Origin of the sequence: Alcanivorax profundi, from assembly GCF_003597125.1 — a bacterium.
In the GTDB taxonomy this organism is placed as follows: domain Bacteria; phylum Pseudomonadota; class Gammaproteobacteria; order Pseudomonadales; family Alcanivoracaceae; genus Alcanivorax; species Alcanivorax profundi.
The window spans coordinates 73,216-95,044 of record NZ_QYYA01000006.1 but is presented as its reverse complement, the minus strand read 5'-3'; the positions used below and the strand labels follow the sequence as shown (position 1 = coordinate 95,044).

The following is a 21,829-nucleotide window of genomic DNA, read 5'->3' as shown; positions in this document are numbered from 1 at the left end:
ACAGCCTGATATCGTTTTGCTGGTACCGTTCACACTTTCCTGCTGGCCTGCGAGGCCATTCCTTTCTAGCCTGATATCATTAAGCAATTGCCTGTAGTTGCATACGGGCGGCGCAAAGGAATTGCCATGTCAGGCACAGATCCCCGATTTCGTCGGGTGGTAGTGCCGGGGGTTCGCTGGTTACGGTTTCCCCGGCGGCTGGAACGTGAGTACCGTGATTATCATTGTCGGGAGGCCGTAACGGCGTTCCGGGTCAATGCCTTTTATATTTTACTTCTCTATGTGCTGTTAATTACCGGGATTTATGCGTTGGCCCCGGAAGCAGTACGTGGTCGCTGGCTGGGTACCTACATCTGGGTAGGGGTCATTGTGCTGGTGGCCGGGTGCATGGCCCAGTTGCGACCCCTTGATCGGTATTTCCCTCTTTATGCCGGGATCGGCAGTTTTCTGGCGGTCACCTTGTCCATGGCCATCCCCGGGTTTCTGTATGGTCCGGCAGAGACCCAGCTGGCTCACGTTTCGGTGATTTATGCGTTGGTGATTGTCTATGCCATGGTCGGGCTGCGATTCACCCATGCTGTAATGGCGTGTTGGGGCGGGGGCGTGCTGGGCTGGATGCTGGCAGAGGGCTTTGGCGCAGGAATCGATTGGCAGATTGCTCACCGGACTTACACCGGGATCAGTTTGCTTGGCATGTTCCTGTGCTACACCGCGGAGGTGAGGGATCGATTACTGTTTTTTAACCAGCGCCAGCTTTACCGGCAGCAACAACGCACACAGGCACTGGCCGATCGTCTGCACCGTTTGAGCCGGGAGGATAGTCTGACTTCGCTGGCTAACCGGCGCTTCTTTGATGAGGCTCTGGAGCGCGAATGGCGCCGCTGCAAGCGGGAGAAAAAACCGCTCGCTGTGATGCTGGTCGATGTGGATCATTTCAAGGACTACAACGATCACTATGGACATTTGAAAGGGGATGAGTGTCTGCAGGCTCTGGCCACCGAGCTGCGACGCTATGGACGCCGGGGCGGAGATCTTGTTGCCCGTTTCGGGGGAGAGGAGTTTGTGTTGCTCTACCCCGGTGTTGAGGAAGCGGAAGCCATGCAGTTGGCATCGCGTGTTTGCCGTGCCGTACGCATGCTGGGCATGCCGCACAAGCCCAACCCTCGCGTGGGGGAGGTGACTATCAGTGTGGGAGCGGCGGTGATGGTGCCCGGGGAGCGGAATTGCGCTGAGCAGTTACTGGAGGCGGCCGATCGCGCCCTGTATCAGGCGAAGACCGCGGGCCGTGATACCTGGAAACTGTATTCTCCGCCTCCTCCGGTCAGACTGGTTAGCGATACTGCGAAGCCGGACGATTAATGCGTTACGGTTTTGCGTCGGCTACCGACCGGGATTGCTGCGTGTGGCGCGCCCGAATCTGTTGCTCAATGCCTGCCGCATCCAGTCCGGCTTCGGCCAGCAGTACGTCGCGTTTGCCATGATGAATAAAGTGATCGGGAAGGCCCAGATTCATCACATCCACCACGATACCCTCGTCGTGAAGCAATTCATTTACGGCAGAGCCTGCCCCTCCCATGCGTTGGTGGTCCTCTACGGTGACCAGCAGGGAGTGGCTGGCTGCCGCCTTGATAATGGCGTCACGATCCAGCGGCTTGACCCAGCGCATATCGATGACGGTGGCATCAAGGGCTTCACCGGCTTTGTGAGCGGCTGGAGTCAGGGCGCCAAAGGCGAGAATCGCAATCCGGTTACCCTCCCTTAGCGAACGGGATTGGCCGACGGGCAGGGCTTCCATACTGTCTTCAATCGCAACGCCTGGTCCGTTGCCGCGGGGATAACGGACCGCCGCGGGGCCTTCATGCTGGTAGGCGGTGTACAGCAACTGGCGGCATTCATTTTCGTCAGAGGGCGCCGCTACAATCATGTTGGGGACGGTGCGCAAGTAGGCAAGATCAAAGACTCCGCCGTGAGTGGCGCCATCCTCGCCCACCAGTCCAGCGCGGTCCAGGCCGAAGGTGACATCCAGCTCCTGCAGGGCGATGTCGTGAATCAGCTGATCGTAGCCCCGTTGCAGGAAGGTGGAATAAATGGCCACCACCGGTTTCTGGTTTTCGCAGGCAAGTCCGCCGGCGACAGTGACGGCATGCTGCTCGCAAATCGCCACATCGTGAAAGCGGTCAGGAAAACGCTGGCTGAATTCCACCATCCCGGAGCCCTCGCACATGGCGGGGGTGATCCCCACCAGACGCGGGTCTTGTTCGGCCATGTCGCACAGCCACTGGCCAAAAATATCCTGATATTTGGGGCGCTTGGGTTTGGGGGGGGGCGGAACGGCAACTTGCACCTTGGGCTTGGGTTCGATCTTGTTGATGGCGTGGTACCCCACCGGGTCAGCTTCAGCCGGGGCAAAGCCCTTGCCCTTGGTGGTATAGACATGCAGCAGCTGCGGGCCTTCCAGGGTGCGCATGTTGCCCAGGGTACGCACCAGCTCGTCCAGGTTGTGACCGTCAATAGGGCCGATGTAATTGAAACCGATGGCCTCGAACAGCATGTCCGGGCTCACCATGTTTTTCATGCTCTCTTCGGTGCGGCGAATGAAATCCCAGGCCGCCGGCATGGTCGAGAGCACCTTCTTGCCCCCTTCGCGCAGCGCGATATAGCTCTTGCTGGCCCAGATACGGGCAAAGTAATTGGACAGCCCGCCCACGTTGTGGGAAATCGACATGTTGTTGTCGTTGAGGATCACCAGCAGATTGGAACGGGTATGGGCCGCATGGCTCATGGCCTCGAAGGCCTGCCCTGCGGTCATGGCACCATCGCCGATGATGGCGACGGCTCGCCGGTCACTGCCGGCCATTTCGGCTCCCAGTGCCATCCCCAGCGCCGCACTGATGGACGTGGAGGAGTGACCTACACCAAAGGTGTCGTAGTCGGACTCGCTGCGTTTGGGAAAGCCTGACAAACCATGCTGCTGACGGATAGCTGTGAGCCCTTCGCGGCGCCCAGTCAGAATCTTGTGGGGGTAGCACTGATGCCCCACATCCCAGACCAGTCTGTCGTCCGGTGTGTTGTACAGGTAGTGCAGCGCGACAGTCAGTTCAACCACCCCAAGGCCGGCGCCGAAGTGCCCACCTGACTGCCCGACTGAATACAGCAGATATTCACGCAATTCATCGACCACGCGCTCCAGCTGACTGGCAGGCAGGCGGCGTAGATCCGCCGGGCTGGCCAGGGTGTCCAGCAACGGAGTGGCAGGGCGCGTCAGCGGTATCTGGGTAAAGGTTTTGGGCATAATTCCGGTTGCCAGGTCAGTGCATACTGCAAGTGTGACAAGTATACAGGGCCGGGAGGGTCGTCGTCAGTGATTGCGGGCGATGATGTACTGTGCCAGTTGTTGCAGCGGCAGGGCGTGAATGCCAAAGCCGTCCAGTGTGGCGATGGCGTCGGCACACAGTTGCGAGGCCCGCTGACGGCTGGCCTCCAGGCCAATCAGGGACGGGAAGGTGCTTTTGTCGAGCTTTTCGTCAGAGCCGGCGGGTTTGCCAAGCTGGTCCGTTGCCATGGTGATATCCAGAATGTCGTCCTGAATCTGGAAAGCAAGCCCAACCGCATCGCCAAAGCGGGTAAGACTGTCTAGCAGCTCGATATTGTCGATTTGGGCCGCGAAGTAACCCAGCTGGAGGCTGGCAGTAATCAGTCGCCCTGTCTTGAGGTAATGCATCTCCTCCAGTGCCGCCAGCGTCTGTTGTTGTCCCTGCGCCAACATGTCCTGCATCTGGCCGGCAGCCATACCATCAACCCCCGCGGCCTGACACAGGTGTCGGATCATGGCGATACGCGTATCGCTGCGGTAATCCCCACGGGTGGCCAGCAATTCAAAGGCTTTGGTATGCAGGGTGTCTCCAGCGAGGATGGCGGTGGCCTCGTCGTAGGCTTTGTGGCAGGTGGGTTGCCCCCGGCGCAGGTCATCGTCGTCCATGGCGGGCAGATCATCATGGACCAAAGAGTAGGCGTGAATCAGTTCGACTGCCGCGGCAGGTGTGTCGGCTTGTTCCGGGGTGCCGCCCGCCAGAGCGGTGGCGCCGTAGACTAGCAAGGGGCGAATGCGCTTGCCGCCGCCCAGCGCGGCGTAGCGCATGGCTTCACTCAGGCGTGACGCCGCGCTGATGGCAGGGAGAAACACATCCAGCGTTTGCTCAAGGCGAATCAGGCTGGTCTGGCGAAGCCCGTCCAGGGCGGTCAGTTCACTGCTCATCACTGCCGCCGCTAAACGGGGTAGGTTCGGCTTCGGTCGATTGTTCCAGCAGAATGCGAACTTTCTGTTCTGCCTGCTGCAAAGCCTGCTGGCACTCTCTGGACAGCCGCACCCCTTCTTCGAAGGCCTTGAGGGACTCTTCGAGGGTCAGATCACCGGACTCCATACGTTCCACCAGGGTTTCCAGGTTATCCAGGGCGGTTTCCAGTGCCGGGGGGGTGTTTTTGGCCATGCGTCTCTCCGGTGGATCGTAAGCGGGCATTTACGGCGGCAACAGTAATGCAGCCGGGCAGGTGAATCAATCGTCAGGGGCGGGCGGATTGCCGCGTGCGCCTGACGCTGGGCATCCGCAAGGGGAATGAGTCTTGGGAGAGCAGGGAATGGGCCTTTGGTGCGGTTTGATCTGTTTTGGCTATAGGTTCAGGCTGTTTGAAAGGGGGCTTATTTTGCGGTAATGCATTGATATAAAGAGGGTTTTTCGATGTTTTGTCGAAGGTTTTGTTTGATTCCAAATGATTCTAATAAAAGGGGTTCCTGGTCACAGGATGCCCTGCTTATAGTGATGGACCCGCCGGAATTCGCAGGCAGTTTCTTCCTTTGATCTCCTAAGCTATGGCGTTATGCCTGCGGCGCCGGCGGGGCTCTTGCCCCGCCTCTCACGCTGCCTTCTTTCACTGTCAGGTTCAGAAATCGAATCGCATCCCTACGGTAAACACCTGGCCGTCACTTTCTACCTGGTACCCGGCCAGCGGATTGAAGCTTTCGGAGTTGGGGGTGTAGATTGCATAGCCCAGTTCTTCATAAAAATATTCGGCGAAGAACTTCAGGTTCTCGGTGTGCCGGTAGTCCAGCCCCACCTGGGCCGAATCCCCCTGAAAGAATGCGTCGGCTTCATCAGACTCTTCGCCGTGGGCAATCATGGCCCGCAGTGTGTATTTGTCCCAGCTGTAAGAGCCGAGCAGGTTATAGGTCACCGGGTCGTCATCCTGAACCGTGTCATCATTGGTAAGAAGTTGCTCTACCTTGGCGGCAAAACGCCAGTTACCCGGAGACCAGGCGGCAGAAATCCCCATTTGGTCAGCGTGTTTGGCGGAGTCCTGCTCGCTGTCCTGATAGCCCAGCCCAACACTCCAGTCATTCACCGCGTAGCCGAGCGCGTACTGCAGGGTGTCCAGAAAGCTGGTGCCTTGCTGATCGGTGAGATCCACCCCGGAGACGGTGGCGGTAAAACCGCCCATGCTCGGGGTCTGGTAAGTCACCGCATCGCGACGGAAGGTGGATTGGGTGGCATAACCCGAATAAAACGAACTAAAGAAGTCCAGTGGGTAAGCGACATTGTTGTAGTAGGTAAGCCATTGTGTGCCCACCCGCAGGCTACCGAAGCTGTCGTGAGTGGCGGTGATATCGGCGACGCGCGGCTTGTTGTTTCCTTTGTAGCTTTCCTGGAAAAAGGTCGGATCCTCTGCCCGTAGTCGAGCGGAATTGATGGGGAATTCCACGGTGGCCGAAATTTTCAGGTTGTCGATATCGTTGTAGTTGGCGGTTACCCCCAGGCGGGAGTAGGCATCTCGCAGCCCGCTATAGGAATCGTCCTCACCGGGTTGCGCCTCATCGACGGAGACCGCTTCGGACTGGATCCGCAGTGAGCCATAGGGGGTTACTTCCAGTTCGGCGTGGGCGGGCAAGGCAGCAAGACCGGCCAGCAGTGCCGATGACAGGGGTAGCATGCGTGTCTGTTTCATTCGTCTCTCCCTTGGGTGGTATTCAAATCAGGGCGGAACCTAAAAGGGTGCCAAAATCATGTTGAAAAGGATGCCAAAAGGGGCGGGCGGGACCCGATGACGGGGGCGGGTGGCGCGTGTCGATCACCACTCCGGTGAGGCAGGAAGCCGAAGGAAAAGCCCTGTCGGCATGCTAAAACGGTTTGCGTTCCCTCTGTATTGAAACCCGGTCCCGCGGCAGCCATAAAATTTCCATGTTTTATGTGCGTTGCGATACACCGTTGCAAAAGCGACCGATGATTGCAAGTTGCAGGAAAGCTGTCATCTCCGTTTTCGTGGCTGAGTAATGGTCAATGCCGCTAGAATGCGCCCCATGAAACTTATTCTGGCCCCTATGGAAGGTCTGGCGGATTTCTGGGTTCGTCAGGCGCTGACCGATGTGGGTGACTTTGACTGGTGTGTGAGCGAGTTTGTCCGCGTGAGCGGCCAGCTACTGCCGCCCCGTGTCTTCTATCGCTGGTGCCCGGAACTCAAGAACGGCGCACGTACCCGTGCGGGAATACCGGTGCATCTTCAGCTACTGGGGTCAGATCCATCGTGCATGGCAGACAATGCGATGCGCGCGGTCACCTTGGGGGCGCCCGCCATTGATCTGAATTTTGGCTGCCCGGCAAAGACCGTGAATCGTCACCGGGGGGGCGCGGTACTACTGGACGAGCCGGAGCTGGTGCACGCTGTCACGGCAGCGGTTCGACGAGCGGTACCCGCGCAGGTAACGGTGTCGGTAAAGATGCGGCTGGGTAACCAGGATGATGCCTTGGCATTGGACAATGCCATGGCGGTGCAGGAGGCCGGAGCCGCCTGGCTGACAGTGCATGGTCGCACCAAACGTCAGGGATACCGGCCTCCTGCCTGGTGGGATCGGATTGGCGCCATTCGCGAGACGGTGTCTATCCCGGTGATTGCCAACGGAGAAATCTGGACGGTAGAGGATGCACGGCGTTGCCAGCGAGAAAGTGGTTGCGCTGATTTGATGCTGGGGCGAGGTGCGGTGGCGAATCCCTGGCTGGTGCGCGCCTTGCGAACAGGGCAAGCCTGTGAATGGCAGGATATCGTGCCGGTGCTAGAGCAGTTCGTGGGCGATGTCATCGGTTCCGGTACAGATGCCCAGGTCGCTGGCAGGGTCAAGCAATGGCTCAGCTATCTGCGTCGCCGTTGGCCCCAGGCCGGGGCGTTGTTGGAGCAGGTTAAGCGCGTCAATCAACCCGAGGCGATGCTGCCTTATCTACGGCAGGCAGTGGAGTTGCAGGGGCGCGCAGAGCCAACGACTGAAAAGGCCTGAGAACAACAAAGTCGCCATCGTGTCGGTCGGCCATGGCCTTAAAGGATTCGTCCAGATTATCCAGCAGCCAGGGCAGTGGCTTGACGTCTTCGGTGAGCTCAGTAAAAAAATTATCCCAATGCACTGGAATAATCGTGTGCGCCCCTACGGCCCCGACAGTCTGCTCATAGAACCGTTGCTGATAATATTCACTTTGCTTACCCAAACTGGCGCTTGCGAGTAGGGCATAGTCTGCCTGGTAACCGTCAAGTTCACCGGGCTGCATCCCTGCGCTTCCCTGAATAAGTACGGAGCCGCCGGGATGGGTGATGACCAACCCATAGCAACGGCCTTCTTCCCATGCCCCCAGATATGCCGGCGGTCTTACCGGTTCAGTGATGGCGCCCTTGCCTGTCCACTGTTCGATCACCCGGGGCAAGGGCACATGGCTGGCGGGAATAAAATAGACCGTAAAGTCACCAAAACGATATGGGTGGTGAGGCTTCACGGTAGTGATGCGCTCTTCCTTGAGGCCGCTTCCTCTACCGACCATGGCCGTTGAATCCGACCCCAGCAGCTGTGCGCCGGTCAGTTGTGCGACCAATCCGCTGTCCATGGCGTGATCAAAATGAGAGTGCAGCACCGGGATGGCGTCCAGTGTTGTGATCCCCGCTTTCTCCAGTGCCGCCTGAATACGATCTTTATCGGGTTCGATTCGTCCAAACAGTTGCGCAATGCCAACGCGGGTGAAGTATCCGTCTGTCAGGAGGTGATTGCGGCCATCGCTAATCAGAATGGTGCTTGTGCCAAGATAGGTGATTGAAACCTTTTCATGGCCCTGGGGGGGGTTGGCGACGGGCCAGTGTCCCAGCGAGGGAGAGAGCTGAAGTGCTGCAATCATCAAGATTGCCAGCAGCAACAGTGCGCCGATGAGCCATCGCGCTGTTTTCATGGAGTGTCCGTTTTTGTTGTTCGCATTAGGTCTTTCCTGACCACAAGGGCGCATTGTACGAAAAAATGACGCTTTGCGCAGGTTTGCACGTTCGTAACGCCGGCTGCGGGTTCGACTAAAGTCATACTGTGCGCCGTCGGCCCTTTGGCTAGTCTTGGTATATGCCGGCTCTTCACAGGAGAAGGCCACTTGTAACGAGGACGCAGAGGGACGAGTAATGAAAGAAGAAAATGCCCGCGCCTATTGGGCCGCCAACCTGCGATTGATTCTGACCTACCTGGCTATCTGGTTCGCTGTCTCCTATGGCTGCGGCATCCTGCTGGTGGACGAACTCAATCAGATTCAGATGTTCGGTTTCAAACTGGGATTCTGGTTTGCACAACAGGGAGCTATCTATGTGTTCCTGGTGCTGATCATCATGTACGCGCATTCGATGAACAAACTGGATCGCAAATTCGACGTCCATGAAGACTGAGTGAGGCTGCCCGATGGATATTCAAACGCTTACCTATTTGTTTGTGGGCGGTTCTTTCGCCCTCTATATCGGCATCGCCATCTGGTCGCGAGCCGGTTCAACCAAGGATTTTTATGTCGCGGGTGGCGGGGTGTCGCCTGTCGCCAACGGCGCCGCCACTGCGGCTGACTGGATGTCTGCCGCCTCCTTTATTTCCATGGCAGGGATCATCGCCTATGCCGGCTACGATGCGTCGGTCTACCTGATGGGGTGGACCGGTGGTTATGTGTTGCTGGCCATGCTGCTGGCGCCTTACTTGCGCAAGTTCGGCAAGTTTACCGTGCCGGATTTTATCGGTGACCGTTACTACTCCAATGTGGCGCGAACCGTGGCGGTGATCTGTGTGATCTTTGTGTCGTTCACCTATGTGGCCGGGCAGATGCGCGGTACCGGTATCGTGTTTGCCCGCTTCCTGGAAGTGGACGTGAATGTGGGTGTCGTCATTGGCATGGCCATCGTGTTCTTCTACGCCGTGTTGGGTGGCATGAAGGGGATTACCTATACTCAGGTGGCGCAGTACTGCGTGCTGATTTTTGCCTTCCTGGTACCGGCGGTCTTCCTGTCCATCATGATGACCGGGCATGTGTTCCCGCAGACCGGCTTCGGTGCCACGGTGCTGGATGCCGCCGGCAATGATTCCGGCGTATACCTGCTGCAGAAGCTGGATCAGGTGGTGACGGATCTGGGCTTCACCCAGTACACCGAAGGCTCCAAATCCACGATTGATGTGTTCTTTATTGCCGCTGCCCTGATGTGTGGTACCGCGGGGCTGCCCCATGTAATCGTGCGTTTCTTTACCGTGCCGCGTGTCAAGGATGCCCGTATCAGTGCCGGCTGGGCGCTGTTCTTCATTGCCTTGCTGTACACCTCTGCCCCGGCGGTGGGTGCTTTTGCCCGCCTCAATCTGATTGATACCGTTAACGAAACCCAGTACACCGAGCTGCCCGACTGGTTCTACAACTGGGAAAATTCCGGTTTGATTGGCTGGGTGGACAAGAATGGTGATGGTGCCGTGCAGATGCGTGCCGGTGCGCCGTTTGACGGCAAGCCGAACTTTGCCGGCAGCCGTGACGAAGCCAAGGGCAACCAGGGCGAGCGTGTGGTCACCAATGCGCCGACCGACAACGCCTCCGAGGTGTATATCGATCGCGATATCATCGTACTGGCCAACCCGGAGATCGGGAATCTGCCTGCCTGGGTAATTGCCCTGGTGGCTGCCGGTGGGGTGGCCGCGGCCTTGTCTACAGCCGCCGGTCTACTGCTGGTGATTTCCAGTGCGATTTCCCATGACTTGCTGAAGAAGACGATCAAGCCGGATATTACCGAGAAGCAGGAGCTGCTGGCGGCACGCGGTGCTGCGGTGGTAGCGATCTGTATTGCCGGTTACTTCGGGATCAATCCGCCCGGGTTTGTGGCACAGGTGGTGGCGTTCGCCTTCGGCCTTGCAGCCGCAAGCTTCTTCCCGGTGATTCTGATGGGCATCTTCTACAAGCGGATGAACAAGGAAGGGGCGATTGCCGGCATGCTGGTGGGTCTGACGTTCACCTTCTGCTACATCGTTTACTTCAAGTTTGTGTCGCCAGATCTGAATACGGCCGAGCATTGGTGGCTGGGCGTGTCTCCGGAAGGGATCGGTACTCTGGGGATGGTGCTGAACTTCGCGGTCGCCTTCGCGGTGTCCCGTGTCACTGCACCGCCGCCGGAGCACATTCAGCACATCGTTGAGGATATCCGTATCCCGCGCGGTGCCGGTGAAGCTCACGCTCACTAAAGAGCGACAATAAGAAAGGGAGAGCAGCCGGTGTGGATCGCGTATTCACACCGGCTTTTTTCGCCCTGTATGCCATGACCTGTACGGATACATCATGATCGAACAGGAACTGCACCAACATCCGTTCAGCCTGCTGGATGAGACTGCCCGCTCCCGGCTTCGGGACGGCGTGGACCTGGCCTACTTCGAGGCCGGCGACATTATCCTGGATGCGTCCAGCGCCAGTGAGTACGTGTACGTGGTGCACAAGGGCAGTGTGGCGGAACTGGATGTGCAGGCCCCGGATGGTCGAGAGCAGGTAGGGGTCTATGCTGCAGGCGATGTGTTCGGTGCGATCAGTGTGCTCAATGGCAAAAGTCGCTATCGCTTTCGGGCAGAACAGCAAAGTTTGTGTTACCTGATTCCCGCTGCGCTGTTTCTCACCCTGTGTGAGGATAACGCAGATTTCGGTCGGCATTTTCAACAACGTCTGGTGGAAAAAGGCCAGCGCTTGGCAGAGCGTCGCGAGGGCGGCGTGACCATGGCCGGTTTTATGCTGGCCCGGGTGGATGCCTGTATGCGTGAGCCGCTGATCATGGCTACCACGGCGACCCTGCACGACGCCGTGGTAGCGCTGAAGCAGCATGGTGTCGACAGTGTGCTGATCGAACATCAAGCGCAGTACGCGATCATCACCAAGACCGATCTGCTGACCGCACTGGTGTTGCAGCATCACGATGCCAGCACTGCTTTGAGTGTGGTGGCGGAAACCCGGCTGATCACCGTGTCGCCGTCGGATTATCTTTTTTCCGCGCTGACCCGCATGACCCGCCACAAGGTGGCGCGGGTGGTGGTGATGGAAGAGCGCAAGGCGGTAGGCGTGGTCGAGTTGACCGACGTGCTCAGCTTTTTTTCCAGCCGTTCCTACGTGGTGGGACTGGAAATCGAAAAGGCAGACAGTCTCGATGCCCTGCAGCTGGCCAGTGCCCGCTTGCCGGAACTGGTGGATGCGCTCATGGCCCAGGGCGTAAAGATGCGCTTTGCCATGGAGTTGCTGGCGGCCCTTAACGGTCGAGTCATGGGCAAGGCCTGGGAGATGGTCATGCCGGCAGACCAGCTGCAAGGCTGCCTGATTGTGATGGGCAGTGAGGGGCGTGGTGAGCAGATTCTCAAAACGGATCAGGACAACGGTCTGATTTTGGGCGATCACCAGGCTTGGCCCGGGTTGCCGCGCGATGCCGAGCGGTTTACCCAGGCCTTGTTGTCGATGGGGTATCCGCCCTGTCCCGGCAAGGTAATGGTGAATAACCCCGATTGGCAGGGGCCGGTCCAGCAATGGCAAGAGCGTGTCTATCATTGGGCGGGGGAGGCGGCCGGCAAGGGGGTGTTGAACCTGACGATTCTGGCGGATGCTCACTGTGTCGCCGGGGATCGCCGCTTGCTGGAGGCAGTGCGCGAGACCTTGTTCGATCGCTGTAGCGGCGATGATCTGCTGATGGCGCATTTTGCCCGGCCGGTACTGCAGTTCGCCACGCCGCTGAACTTGTTCGGCTCCCTGAAAAAACCGCAGCACGGAATCGATATCAAGAAGGGTGCGCTGTTTCCCCTGGTGCATGGAGTCAGGGCCATGGCCTTGCAGCACCGCATCGCTGAGACCTCCACGCTGCGGCGGCTGAAAAAACTGGTGGCAGCCGGTGCCATGGAGGCGTCCTTTGCCGAGGATTTGGGCGAAGCCATGGAGCTGTTCAGTGAGCTGCGGCTTAACCAGCAATTGGCGCAGTGGCATGGCCAACAGACAGAACTGCAAGACAACCATATCGTGGTGCAATCGTTGTCGTCGCTGGAGCGCGACCTGTTACGCGATGCGCTGCATTTGGTCGGTGATTTCAAACAACGGTTGTCACGCCGTTTTCATCTGGAATATTGAGGTCTGGAGAGCGGCGCGGGCAATGACGAGGCAGTGGAATTGGACAGGAGACTGGCACGCATGATCAGGCAGTTACGTCGCTATGCGGATCGTTACCGGCATGGCGCAGGCCCTTACGGCCACCTTTTTATGCCCTGCGAAGGGGATGAAGTGATCGCACTGGATTGTGAAACCACGGGCCTGGATAGCCGTGAGGCCGAGCTGGTGTCGGTGGCGGCGGTGCCGGTCAGGCAGGGTCGGGTGGCCAGCAGTGAGTGCCTGGACGTAAAACTTCAGGCACCCCGAAGTCTCGATGGAGACTCCATTCGTATCCACCGGCTGCGGCCAGTGGATCTGGAAGAAGGGTGCCAGGTGCAAGACGCGCTGGAGCAGCTGCTGGAAAAAATAGGCAACCGGCCCTTGGTGGGGTGGTGTATTGATTTTGATGTGGCGATGATCAACCGTTACCTGCGGCCACTGATGGGGTTTGACTTGCCGAACCCGGTCATCGAGTTATCGGCGTTGTACCAGAAAAAACAGCGCCACTGGCAGCCGGATATCACTCCGGACTTGCGCTTTGAGGCCATGGCCAAAGCCCTGCAAGTGCCCGTCATGGAGCGTCACACCGCTCGGGGTGATGCGGTTACTGCAGGGCTGATGTACCTGCAATTGCAAAAATCGACCCTGGATAGCTAATGGAACAACTCGACTCTCTTTTTCTGGTACTGGGTATTGCGGTGGTTCTCTGCAGTTATCTCCATTACTGGCGTCGTACCGGGGACGCCCGCGGGGTGTTGCTGTTCTGGCGTCGCGCTATGGCCATGAGCGTACTGGAGTTCAAGTTGCAGCGGGCCGGGTTGTTATTGATGCTGGTGGCGGTAGTGCTGCGATTTATCGGCGCACTGGGGTAAGCTCGAAGAAAAAACAGGAGCCGCCGTGTTTTCTTTATGGGAGCTGAGTGGGCTGGCACTGGGCTACGTGCTGGTACTCTTTGTTATCGCCTGGCTGGGTGATCGTGCTGCCCGCCAGCGCAAACACACCTTTCAGAATGCCTGGGTGTACAGCCTTGGGCTCGGGGTCTATTGCACCTCGTGGACGTTCTACGGGGCGGTAGGGGAGGCGGCCCAGAACGGCTGGAATTACCTGCCGATTTATCTGGGTCCCATCATTACTGTGCTGTTAGGGGGCTCACTGATATACAAAATGGTGTCAGTGGCCCAGCAGAATCATATTACCTCTATTGCGGACTTTCTGGCTGCTCGCTATGGGAAGTCCCGACGTTTGGCCGTTCTGGTGACTGTAGTGGCGGTGATCGGCGTGCTGCCGTATATCGCGCTTCAACTCAAAGCCGTGACATTGTCGTTCGACTATGTACTCAAGGATGCCTCCCCCGCCCAAAGCGACACTGCGCTGATGGTGGCGATACTGATGGCCTTGTTTACGCTGCTATTCGGGACTCGCCACATCGATACCACCGAGCATCAGTCTGGTCTGATGCTGGCGGTCAGTTTTGAGTCGTTTATCAAGCTTGTCGCTTTTGTGTTGATTGGGGTGTACTGCCTGTTTGGGATCTTCGACGGCCCGGTGGACGTGTGGCAGGCAGTTACGCAACGTCCGGACGTATTGCAGACATTTGAGCCCACCTTGTTTTCGCAGAGCTTTATCACTGCATTGTTGCTTTCCATGGCGGCGATACTTTGCCTGCCAAGGCAGTTTCATGCTGGCGTTGTGGAGAATAATGACTTGCGCCATTTGCGCACGACGCGATGGCTGCTGCCGTTGTATTTATTTTTGTTCGCGCTGTTTGTGTTGCCGATTGTGGTCAGTGGAGTGATTACCCAGCCTTATCTGCTGGGGCAGGCTGATACCTATATGTTGTCTCTGCCAATGGCGCAGGGAAATTCATTTATGCTGATGCTTTCCTTCATCGGAGGGATTGCTGCTGCAACGGGCATGGTCATCGTTTCTACCATCGCGTTGGCGATCATGTTGACCAATGAGGTGCTGCTACCGTTGTGGTTGCAGTCGCGTTTGAACGAAAAAGACCAGCTGTCGGATCTGGGTGGCAAGCTTCGCTTTCTTCGTCGTGCCAGCATCCTTGTTTTGCTCGGATTGGCGTTCGCCTTTCATACGCTGATAGATCGTTTCGACGGGTTGGCCAGTATTGGTCTGCTTTCGTTCGCAGCGGTTGCCCAGTTTGCTCCCTCGTTGATTGGTGCACTTTACTGGCGTAGCGGGCACAAACGTGGCGCATTTATTGGGCTTTGTCTGGGCTTTGTGGTGTGGTTTTACTGCTTGCTGGTGCCGGTCATTCTTCCCGTCGAATGGGTGATGTTGCTGAATGAGAACGGGTTGTTGGGGTTGGGTATGCTGCGCCCCGAGGCACTGTTCGGGATCGAGGGTCTTGAGCCCCTGACCCATGGCGTGTTCTGGTCGTTATCGTTGAATACTGCGGCCTTTATTTCCCTGTCCCGAAGCGCCACGCATGATGCTCTGGATGAAGCGCAGGCCGCACGCTTTGTGGATATGCCCACTGACTGGTGGCGTGAAGGGATGGGGCACCCTTCCATTACCACCGCCGAATTGCTGGAGGTCTGCAAACGGGGCCTGGGAAACCCGCGGGCCGAACCCTTGTTTTTTGACTATATGCAACGCCGCCATGTGTCGGAAGATTTGGCGTTGCCTGCCCCGCTTCATCTGGTGCGTTATGTGGAACGCCTGTTGGCCGGGACCATGGGGGCGTCGACGGCACGCATCGTGATGAGCTCGCTTCTGCGCAAGCAGAACAGCCGCCACGATGATGTTGTGCGGATGATGGATGAAGCGTCTGAGTTGATTCAGTTTAATCACCAGCTGTTGCGTACCACCATCGAAACCATTAGTCAGGGGATTTGTGTGGTAGACAGGGCCATGAAGGTAGTGGCCTGGAACCAGGCTTATGTGAAGCTGTTTGATTATCCCGACGGATTGATTCGGTTGGGCAGACCGATTGAGGAAGTGTATCGCTACAACGCAGAACGCGGCTTCTATGCAGGTAAAGATCAGGATGCCGATGTGGAAAAGCGGGTGAAGTTGTTACGCGATGGCAGTTCGCATCAATTCGAGCGCGAACTTCCAAGCGGCATTGTTGTTGAAGTGCGTGGTACTCCCATGGTGGGAGGCGGATTTGTCAGCACCTACATGGATGTGACGGAGCGAAAGCGGGATGAGTTGGCACTACGGCAAATCAATGAAAACCTGGAACATATGGTGGCCGAACGCACCCGGAAATTAACCGAGTTGAACGCCAAGCTGGCGCAAGCCAATGAAGGAAAAACCCGTTTTCTTGCTGCAGCAGGACATGATCTGATGCAGCCACTTAATGCCGCCCAATTATTTGCATCTTCCTTGAGGCAACAGTTAGCCAGCCAGACTGGATTTACGCAGGAGGTAGATGTATTGGGGCATATCGACAGTTCGTTGCAAGCTGCTGAGCAAATCATTACTGCGCTGCTTGAAATCAGCAAACTGGACACAGATACCATGCCTGTCCATATCCATCCGCTTCAGCTGAACAGGCTGATGACGCCCCTCGGTCAAGAATTTGTCGCGCTTGCCAATGCTCAAGACCTGTCCATGAAGGTAGTGGCGTGTTCGGCGGTAGTTGATAGCGATGAGGTGTTACTCAGGAGGGTATTGCAGAACCTGTTATCCAACGCTATTCGTTACACCGACAGTGGTCGAATTCTGTTTGGGTGCCGGCGTGAAGATCGCTGTATCCGTATTGATGTTTGGGATACAGGGCCGGGAATTCCGGATGATCAACATGAAAAAATCTTTCGTGAGTTCATGCGCTTGCCTCAGCAAGGGAAGCAATCGGTTAAGGGGCTTGGGTTGGGCTTGGCCATTGCCGATCGCATATGCCGTTTGTTGGGGCATACCCTGACAGTCAGGTCCTGGCCGGGCAAAGGGACGGTCTTCAGTGTCACCGTACCGCTCTCCTGCGGTGAGGCGCCGCCGGTTCTCTCTGAGGAAGCGGTACAAGAGCGTCCTGACGTGAGTGGTATGAGGGTGTTTTGTGTAGATAACGATGCTGCCTTACTGGCCAGTCTGGTTGGTGCCTTGCAGACTCTTGGCTGTGAGGTGGTTGCTGCAAGCGGACTGGAGGAGGCGAGGAAGAAAGCGGCATTTTGCCCGGCTCCGGATCTGTTGCTGGTGGATTACCAGTTGGACCATGAAAACGGTTTTGACGTCATCGAAGGGCTGGATGACTGCTGGGATGACGTCGTGCCTGCCATCTTGATGACCGCCGATCGACGTCCGGAAATCCGTCAGCAAGCTGAAGAGCAGGGTGTGGGTTTTTTGCAGAAACCGTTAACAGAGATGATGTTGAAAAGAGCGTTAGAGGCAGTTAACAGTTAACGGCGGAAGGCGTTGTCGAGTTATGAGGGGCTAGCTGTCAATTTTAACTGTCCGCTATGGGTTACTGTCGACTGACGGTGGCTCAATCGCCAGATCCTTCAGCGCCAATACGGCTTGTGTGCGGTTGCGGACGCCGAGCTTTCGGAAGATGGCGGTCATGTGGGCTTTGATGGTCGCTTCAGAAACGTCCAGTTCGTAAGCAATTACCTTGTTCTGCATCCCTTCCATCAGCATGCCCATGACCCGGAACTGTTGTGGCGTCAGGCTGGTAATGCGTTCGCTCATTGCGGAATGATCGGGCAGGGTGGGAGGCATGGCTCGACGCGCATATTCCGGTAACCATCGCTCTCCTGCCATGATCTTTTTCATGGCTTCGGTCATGGTCTCTACGGATGCGGATTTGGGAATGAACCCGTCTGCACCAAAGTGAATAGCCCGTTGTATGACATCCACATCTTCCGTTGCGGATATCACCACTAAAGGCACTTTCCGATATTGTTCCCTGAGATAAATCAAACCAGAAAAACCATGGGTTCCCGGCATGTGAAGATCCAGAAGAATGACATCAAAAGGGAGAGACTTGTGTCCGAGCTCTTCAAGTCCGGACAGGGAGTCAGCCTCGTGGATATTGGCATCGGTAAAGCTGGCCATCACCGCCTGTTTAAGGGCTGCACGGAAGAGGGGGTGATCATCTGCAATCAGTATGGTTGTCATGATCCTGTTTTAGCGATTTTTTGTTGTTGTGTATAGCCTTGTTTTGGGTGAGGGCTTTTTGCTGGTCTGAAATAAAAAGTGGCTGCCCGGGGAGGGCAGCACAGGGGAAAGAAACTGTAATAACAACAGAATCTTCTCAGCGAAAGCGCAACAGTCCACTGACTGCCCAAGGTGTAGGGCATATACAGAAAAGGGAGTGAAAACGGTCCTTTCCCTGGATTGTATGCGGTCTGAATTAATGGCCAATAGTGTGCTTGTCTGTCTTTTCTGTCGGTATTAGACCTTGGTCTTAGGTGGCAAGGACCGGCATCGTTGGAGAAGGTTCCCTGCCTTCGACCTATGGCTAATGGAGAAGGTTTCGTCCTCACAGCAAGCTGTCTTCGGAGTCACTTGCAATTTGATGACAACAAGAGGACAGGGCCATGAAAGCAATAATTCCCACGCGCCTGTGTGCAGCGATTCTGGTTGCTCATGCGGGTATTGCCGGGGCAGCGACGCTCGAAGAGCGCATTACCATTCTGGAAGAGCGTGTTGGTACCCCGGCTGAGGGGAATACTCAGATCGAGTTCGGGGGCTTTATCAAAGCCGATACCATGATCAGTAAATATAGCGACGGTGAAATAGCGGGTGGATCCGTTGGACGTGATTTCATGGTCCCGTCCACAATTCCTGTGGGAGGGGATGCCAGCTCTGCCGAGGTGGATTTCAGTGCCAAACAGAGCCGCTTCTGGTTAAAGAGTGCGACCATGACATCAGCAGGATTGGTCAAGGGGCATATCGAAATAGATTTTCAGACCAATGATATTGGCGATGAGCGTATCAGTAACAGCTATGCCCCACGTATCCGGCACGCCTACCTGAGTTGGGACAAGTGGCTGTTTGGCCAGACCTGGTCGACTTTCTTTAACGTCAGCGCGCTACCCGAGACCCTGGATTTCGTGGGTTCGTCAGGCACGATCTTTGAGCGCCAACCCCAGATTCGCTATACCCATGGCGGGCTGATGTTGTCGCTGGAGAATCCTTCTACCACCTTGTATGGCGGCACCCAGAATCCCTATGACGACAACGCCATGCCGGATATTGTCGCGCGTTATAACGTTACCGGTGACTGGGGCAACATGAGCTTGTCGGCCATGGGGCGTGAGCTGGCATACCAGGACACCATTGGTGGGGTTGATCAGGACGAAAGCGAATATGGCTATGGCGTATCCTTTGCGGGCCGCCTGATGCTTGGTGAGCGAGATGACATCCGTTTTCAGGCCAACTACGGCAATGCCATGGGCCGTTACTTCGTGCTCAATGCCTTCCGGGCCGGACAGATTGAAGCCAATGGTGATATTGAGCTGATCGATGCCTGGAGCGCGGTACTGGCCTTGCGTCATCACTGGAGTGAGCGCTGGCGTTCCAACTTCGCGGTTTCTCTCAGTGAAGCGGATAACCCTGATACCGTTGCGGCAACAACCAACAAGACCGTGGAAACGGCCCACGCCAATCTGATCTGGCAGGTGGCCAAGCCCTTGTCACTGGGGGGCGAACTGATCTACGGCAGTCGCGAGCAGGAAAATGGCGATGACGGTGATCTCAAACGCGTGCAGTTCACAGCCAAGTATGCGTTTTAACGAAGCACACCCCACGGAAAAAAGGGCGCTTCGGCGCCCTTTTTTAGGGTTCGCGGATTGGGAGTTTACTCTTCCCAACTGTCCACAGGAGCGTCGGTTTTCGCTCCGCTCACCCTTCGGGCCGCCCTGCGGGCGTTCCCTCGCTGCGCTCGGCGGCGGCGCGATTGTCAGGCGTATGGAATCGCGCCGCGAGCGACACTCCTACGGGATGGTTTTGCTGTGGCCTATTCTCCAAAACCGGTGAACCATAAAAAAAGGGACGCTAATGCGTCCCTCTTTCGTAGCGTGTAGCGTCTCTCTTATCAATCCAGATCCGCCGGGTATACGCCGTTCTCGTCGTGTACTTCCTTGCCGCTCAAGGGCGGGGTGAAGGCACAGGCAACGACCATATCTTCGTTCTCGCCACCATAAAGGTAATGTTCATCATGCTGGTCGAGCAGGTAGATAGTGCCTGGAGTCAGGTCGTAAACCTTGCCGTCATCCAGCGTTTCGATTTTGCCGCTGCCAGAAATCACATAGACGGATTCCCAGTGGTTGGCGTATTTGATGTGTGTCTTGGTGCCCTTGAAGATGGTGGTAATGTTGAAAGAATGGCCCATCTTGTCTTCTTTCAGGGACAGGCGAACAGACTGCCAGTTGCCGTTTTCGGCTTTGACGCAGCGTTCTGATTTCTCGGCTTCTGCCAGAGTGCGAACGATCATGAATAGAGTCTCCGGAATAAGGGGGAGGGAGAGGTTGGCCCGGCAAGGCGGGCCAACCAGAAGGGCTGGCAGTGAATTTAGCTGGCCAGGCTGGATACCGCGTGAGCTTCACCGCGCTTGATGCGGTCGGTCATCACTTCGCTGACGCTCTCCTTGACGATGTCCAGCGCGCGTGTCAGGTCTTCTTCGCTGATCGTCAGCGGACACAGCGTCTTGATGACCTGATCATCGGCACCGGAGGTTTCGATCACCAGCTGGCGCTTGAAGCACGCTTTGGTGATTTCTTCAGCTAGCTCGCCATCACGGGCCACCAGGCCCTGCATCATGCCGCGACCATTCAGGTAGAACCAGTGATCGTCATAACTGTTGGCGATTTCGCGGAAGCGGTCGGTGATGATGTCCGCCTTCTTCTGCACTTCCTTGGCGAACTTGTCGTCACGCCAATAGTGATTCAAGGCCGCTGCAGCTGTCACGAAGGCCAGGTTATGGCCACGGAAGGTCCCGTTGTGCTCGCCCGGTTTCCACTGGTCCAGATCCGGCTTCATCAGCACCATGGCAAATGGCAGGCCATAGCCGCTGAGGGACTTGGACAGGGTAATAATGTCCGGGTTGATGCCTACCTCGTCAAAGCTGAAGAAGGTCCCGGTGCGGCCACAGCCGGCCTGGATGTCATCCAGAATCAACAGCATGTCGTGCTTGCGACAAATCTTTTCGAGGTTGCGCAGCCACTCGAAGCTGGCGGCGTTGATGCCACCTTCGCCCTGAACGGTTTCCACGATCACGGCGGCAGGGTGGTCCACGCCGCTGGAAGAATCGCCCAATACCTTGTCCAGATATTCGGTGGTATCGAAGGCATCGCCCAGGTAGCCGTCGTAGGGCATCGGAGTCACGCCACCGAGGGTGACACCGGCCACGCCACGGTGGTGGCTGTTACCGGTAGCCGCCAGTGAGCCGAGGCTTACACCGTGGAAGCCATTGGTAAAGCTGATGATGTTTTCGCGACCCTTGATCACACGGGCAATCTTGAGTGCCGCTTCTACGGCATTGGTGCCAGTGGGGCCAGTAAACTGCATGACATGGTCCATGTCGCGGGGCTTCAGGATCACTTCATAAAACGCATCCATGAATTCACGTTTGGCCGTGGTATGCATGTCCAGGCCGTGAACAATGCCGTCACGCTGAATGTATTCCAGCAGTTTCTCTTTCAGAACCGGGTTGTTGTGGCCATAGTTCAGGGTGCCTGCACCTGCCAGGAAATCGATGTATTCCTTGCCGGTTTCGTCGTACAGGTAGCTGCCTTTGGCTTGGTCGAAGACCACCGGGAAGCTACGGGCATAACTCATGACTTCCGATTCGTGGCTTTCAAAAATTTCAGTATCCATGGTTCCTCTATCCTCGCTTGAATTCGGGTTGTTCGTTCGGGCTGTGGCGCTCTCAGGCGTCGTCGCGGTTGAACGGGCCAATACGCAGCAAATACTCGTCGTTATGCTCACCGGCAAAATGGATCCGGGAGTCGAAAAGAATGAACTCCTCGGTAGGCATGCTGCGCTCATAAGCGAAGCTGCGGAACATGCCCCATGACGCCTCATTGTCCGGAGTAATGGTGGTTTCAATGAACTGAACGTCGGTGCTTTCTTCCCTCTTGATCAGTTCGGCCAGCATGCGCTTGGCCAGCCCTTTGCCTCGGGCTTTCTGATGGACCGCAACCTGCCAGACAAACAGGACATTCTGTTGCTTGGGCGGGATGTAGCCGGAGATGAAGCCAACCAGATCGCCATCCATTTCGGCAGCGACAGACGTATCGGCAAAATGCGTGCACTGGAGCAAATTGCAGTAGACCGAATTCTCGTCCAGTGGCTTGCACTCGCTGATCAGTTTGTGAACCCGGCTGCCGTCCTGGCTCTCCGGTTTCCGGAAAGTAATGTCATCCGCTTTGTCGGTGGATGAATCCGCTTTCTTTACGTCGTCAGACATG

At 56.8% G+C, this 21,829-nt stretch carries 18 protein-coding genes; 9 read left to right on the top strand and 9 right to left on the bottom strand.

Going from position 1 to position 21,829, the window contains the following annotated elements:
* Positions 1 to 126: 126 nt before the first annotated feature.
* On the top strand, positions 127 to 1,359 hold the full coding sequence (locus tag D4A39_RS15525) for a GGDEF domain-containing protein (RefSeq protein WP_022983766.1): 1,233 nt from the start codon (positions 127 to 129) through the stop codon (positions 1,357 to 1,359).
* Between the two features lie 4 nt (positions 1,360 to 1,363).
* Here D4A39_RS15525 and dxs read toward each other — a convergent pair whose 3' ends face one another.
* From dxs to D4A39_RS15505, 4 genes are all read right to left on the bottom strand, one after another.
* On the bottom strand, positions 1,364 to 3,292 hold the full coding sequence (dxs, locus tag D4A39_RS15520) for a 1-deoxy-D-xylulose-5-phosphate synthase (protein ID WP_119918520.1): 1,929 nt from the start codon (positions 3,290 to 3,292) through the stop codon (positions 1,364 to 1,366).
* A 66-nt stretch (positions 3,293 to 3,358) separates the two neighbouring features.
* Complete coding sequence (locus D4A39_RS15515) at positions 3,359 to 4,255, bottom strand: polyprenyl synthetase family protein (RefSeq protein WP_022983764.1); 897 nt, start codon at positions 4,253 to 4,255, stop codon at positions 3,359 to 3,361.
* Positions 4,245 to 4,487 carry an exodeoxyribonuclease VII small subunit gene (locus D4A39_RS15510; RefSeq protein WP_022983763.1) on the bottom strand — a complete coding sequence of 81 codons (243 nt, stop codon included), beginning with the start codon at positions 4,485 to 4,487 and terminating at the stop codon, positions 4,245 to 4,247. The genes D4A39_RS15515 and D4A39_RS15510 overlap by 11 nt, the downstream gene beginning before the upstream one ends.
* 451 nt (positions 4,488 to 4,938) lie before the next feature.
* On the bottom strand, positions 4,939 to 5,997 hold the full coding sequence (locus tag D4A39_RS15505; RefSeq protein WP_119918519.1) for a porin: 1,059 nt from the start codon (positions 5,995 to 5,997) through the stop codon (positions 4,939 to 4,941).
* Positions 5,998 to 6,340: 343 nt separating this feature from the next.
* On the opposite strand from D4A39_RS15505, the gene D4A39_RS15500 reads away from it, so the two are divergent.
* Positions 6,341 to 7,318, top strand: a complete 978-nt coding sequence (locus D4A39_RS15500) for a tRNA dihydrouridine synthase (RefSeq protein WP_199699477.1) — start codon at positions 6,341 to 6,343, stop codon at positions 7,316 to 7,318.
* Here the strand turns inward: D4A39_RS15500 and D4A39_RS15495 are convergent.
* A complete protein-coding gene (locus D4A39_RS15495) occupies positions 7,233 to 8,249 on the bottom strand; it encodes an MBL fold metallo-hydrolase (RefSeq protein WP_119918518.1) in 1,017 nt (338 codons plus the stop codon). The two genes, D4A39_RS15500 and D4A39_RS15495, sit on opposite strands and share 86 nt — an antisense overlap.
* A 217-nt stretch (positions 8,250 to 8,466) precedes the next feature.
* Between D4A39_RS15495 and D4A39_RS15490 the strand changes: the two genes are divergently transcribed.
* From D4A39_RS15490 to D4A39_RS15465, 6 genes are all read left to right on the top strand, one after another.
* Positions 8,467 to 8,724: a DUF4212 domain-containing protein gene (locus tag D4A39_RS15490; protein ID WP_022983758.1), complete on the top strand. Its 258-nt coding sequence runs from the start codon at positions 8,467 to 8,469 to the stop codon at positions 8,722 to 8,724.
* Between the two features lie 13 nt (positions 8,725 to 8,737).
* Positions 8,738 to 10,534 (top strand): sodium:solute symporter family protein, encoded by a 1,797-nt coding sequence (locus D4A39_RS15485; protein ID WP_022983757.1) that lies wholly within the window; start codon positions 8,738 to 8,740, stop codon positions 10,532 to 10,534.
* A 94-nt stretch (positions 10,535 to 10,628) separates the two neighbouring features.
* Positions 10,629 to 12,440 (top strand): putative nucleotidyltransferase substrate binding domain-containing protein, encoded by a 1,812-nt coding sequence (locus D4A39_RS15480; protein ID WP_119918517.1) that lies wholly within the window; start codon positions 10,629 to 10,631, stop codon positions 12,438 to 12,440.
* A gap of 60 nt (positions 12,441 to 12,500) precedes the next feature.
* On the top strand, positions 12,501 to 13,115 hold the full coding sequence (locus tag D4A39_RS15475; protein WP_102792666.1) for a 3'-5' exonuclease: 615 nt from the start codon (positions 12,501 to 12,503) through the stop codon (positions 13,113 to 13,115).
* Positions 13,115 to 13,330 carry a hypothetical protein gene (locus tag D4A39_RS15470; protein ID WP_119918516.1) on the top strand — a complete coding sequence of 72 codons (216 nt, stop codon included), beginning with the start codon at positions 13,115 to 13,117 and terminating at the stop codon, positions 13,328 to 13,330. The genes D4A39_RS15475 and D4A39_RS15470 overlap by 1 nt, the downstream gene beginning before the upstream one ends.
* A gap of 25 nt (positions 13,331 to 13,355) precedes the next feature.
* Complete coding sequence (locus tag D4A39_RS15465; protein WP_022983753.1) at positions 13,356 to 16,820, top strand: hybrid sensor histidine kinase/response regulator; 3,465 nt, start codon at positions 13,356 to 13,358, stop codon at positions 16,818 to 16,820.
* 54 nt (positions 16,821 to 16,874) lie between these two features.
* Here D4A39_RS15465 and D4A39_RS15460 read toward each other — a convergent pair whose 3' ends face one another.
* On the bottom strand, positions 16,875 to 17,534 hold the full coding sequence (locus D4A39_RS15460) for a response regulator (protein ID WP_022983752.1): 660 nt from the start codon (positions 17,532 to 17,534) through the stop codon (positions 16,875 to 16,877).
* 422 nt (positions 17,535 to 17,956) lie between these two features.
* Between D4A39_RS15460 and D4A39_RS15455 the strand changes: the two genes are divergently transcribed.
* Complete coding sequence (locus D4A39_RS15455; RefSeq protein WP_022983751.1) at positions 17,957 to 19,153, top strand: DcaP family trimeric outer membrane transporter; 1,197 nt, start codon at positions 17,957 to 17,959, stop codon at positions 19,151 to 19,153.
* A 302-nt stretch (positions 19,154 to 19,455) separates the two neighbouring features.
* Here D4A39_RS15455 and D4A39_RS15450 read toward each other — a convergent pair whose 3' ends face one another.
* The 3 genes from D4A39_RS15450 to ectA all read right to left on the bottom strand — a co-directional run bounded on the left by D4A39_RS15450 (position 19,456) and on the right by ectA (position 21,828).
* On the bottom strand, positions 19,456 to 19,854 hold the full coding sequence (locus D4A39_RS15450) for an ectoine synthase (RefSeq protein WP_022983750.1): 399 nt from the start codon (positions 19,852 to 19,854) through the stop codon (positions 19,456 to 19,458).
* A 77-nt stretch (positions 19,855 to 19,931) separates the two neighbouring features.
* Positions 19,932 to 21,236: a diaminobutyrate--2-oxoglutarate transaminase gene (ectB, locus tag D4A39_RS15445; RefSeq protein ID WP_022983749.1), complete on the bottom strand. Its 1,305-nt coding sequence runs from the start codon at positions 21,234 to 21,236 to the stop codon at positions 19,932 to 19,934.
* Between the two features lie 52 nt (positions 21,237 to 21,288).
* Positions 21,289 to 21,828, bottom strand: coding sequence for a diaminobutyrate acetyltransferase (gene ectA, locus D4A39_RS15440; RefSeq protein WP_022983748.1), 540 nt, complete (start codon positions 21,826 to 21,828; stop codon positions 21,289 to 21,291).
* Between the last annotated feature and the right edge of the window lies 1 nt (position 21,829).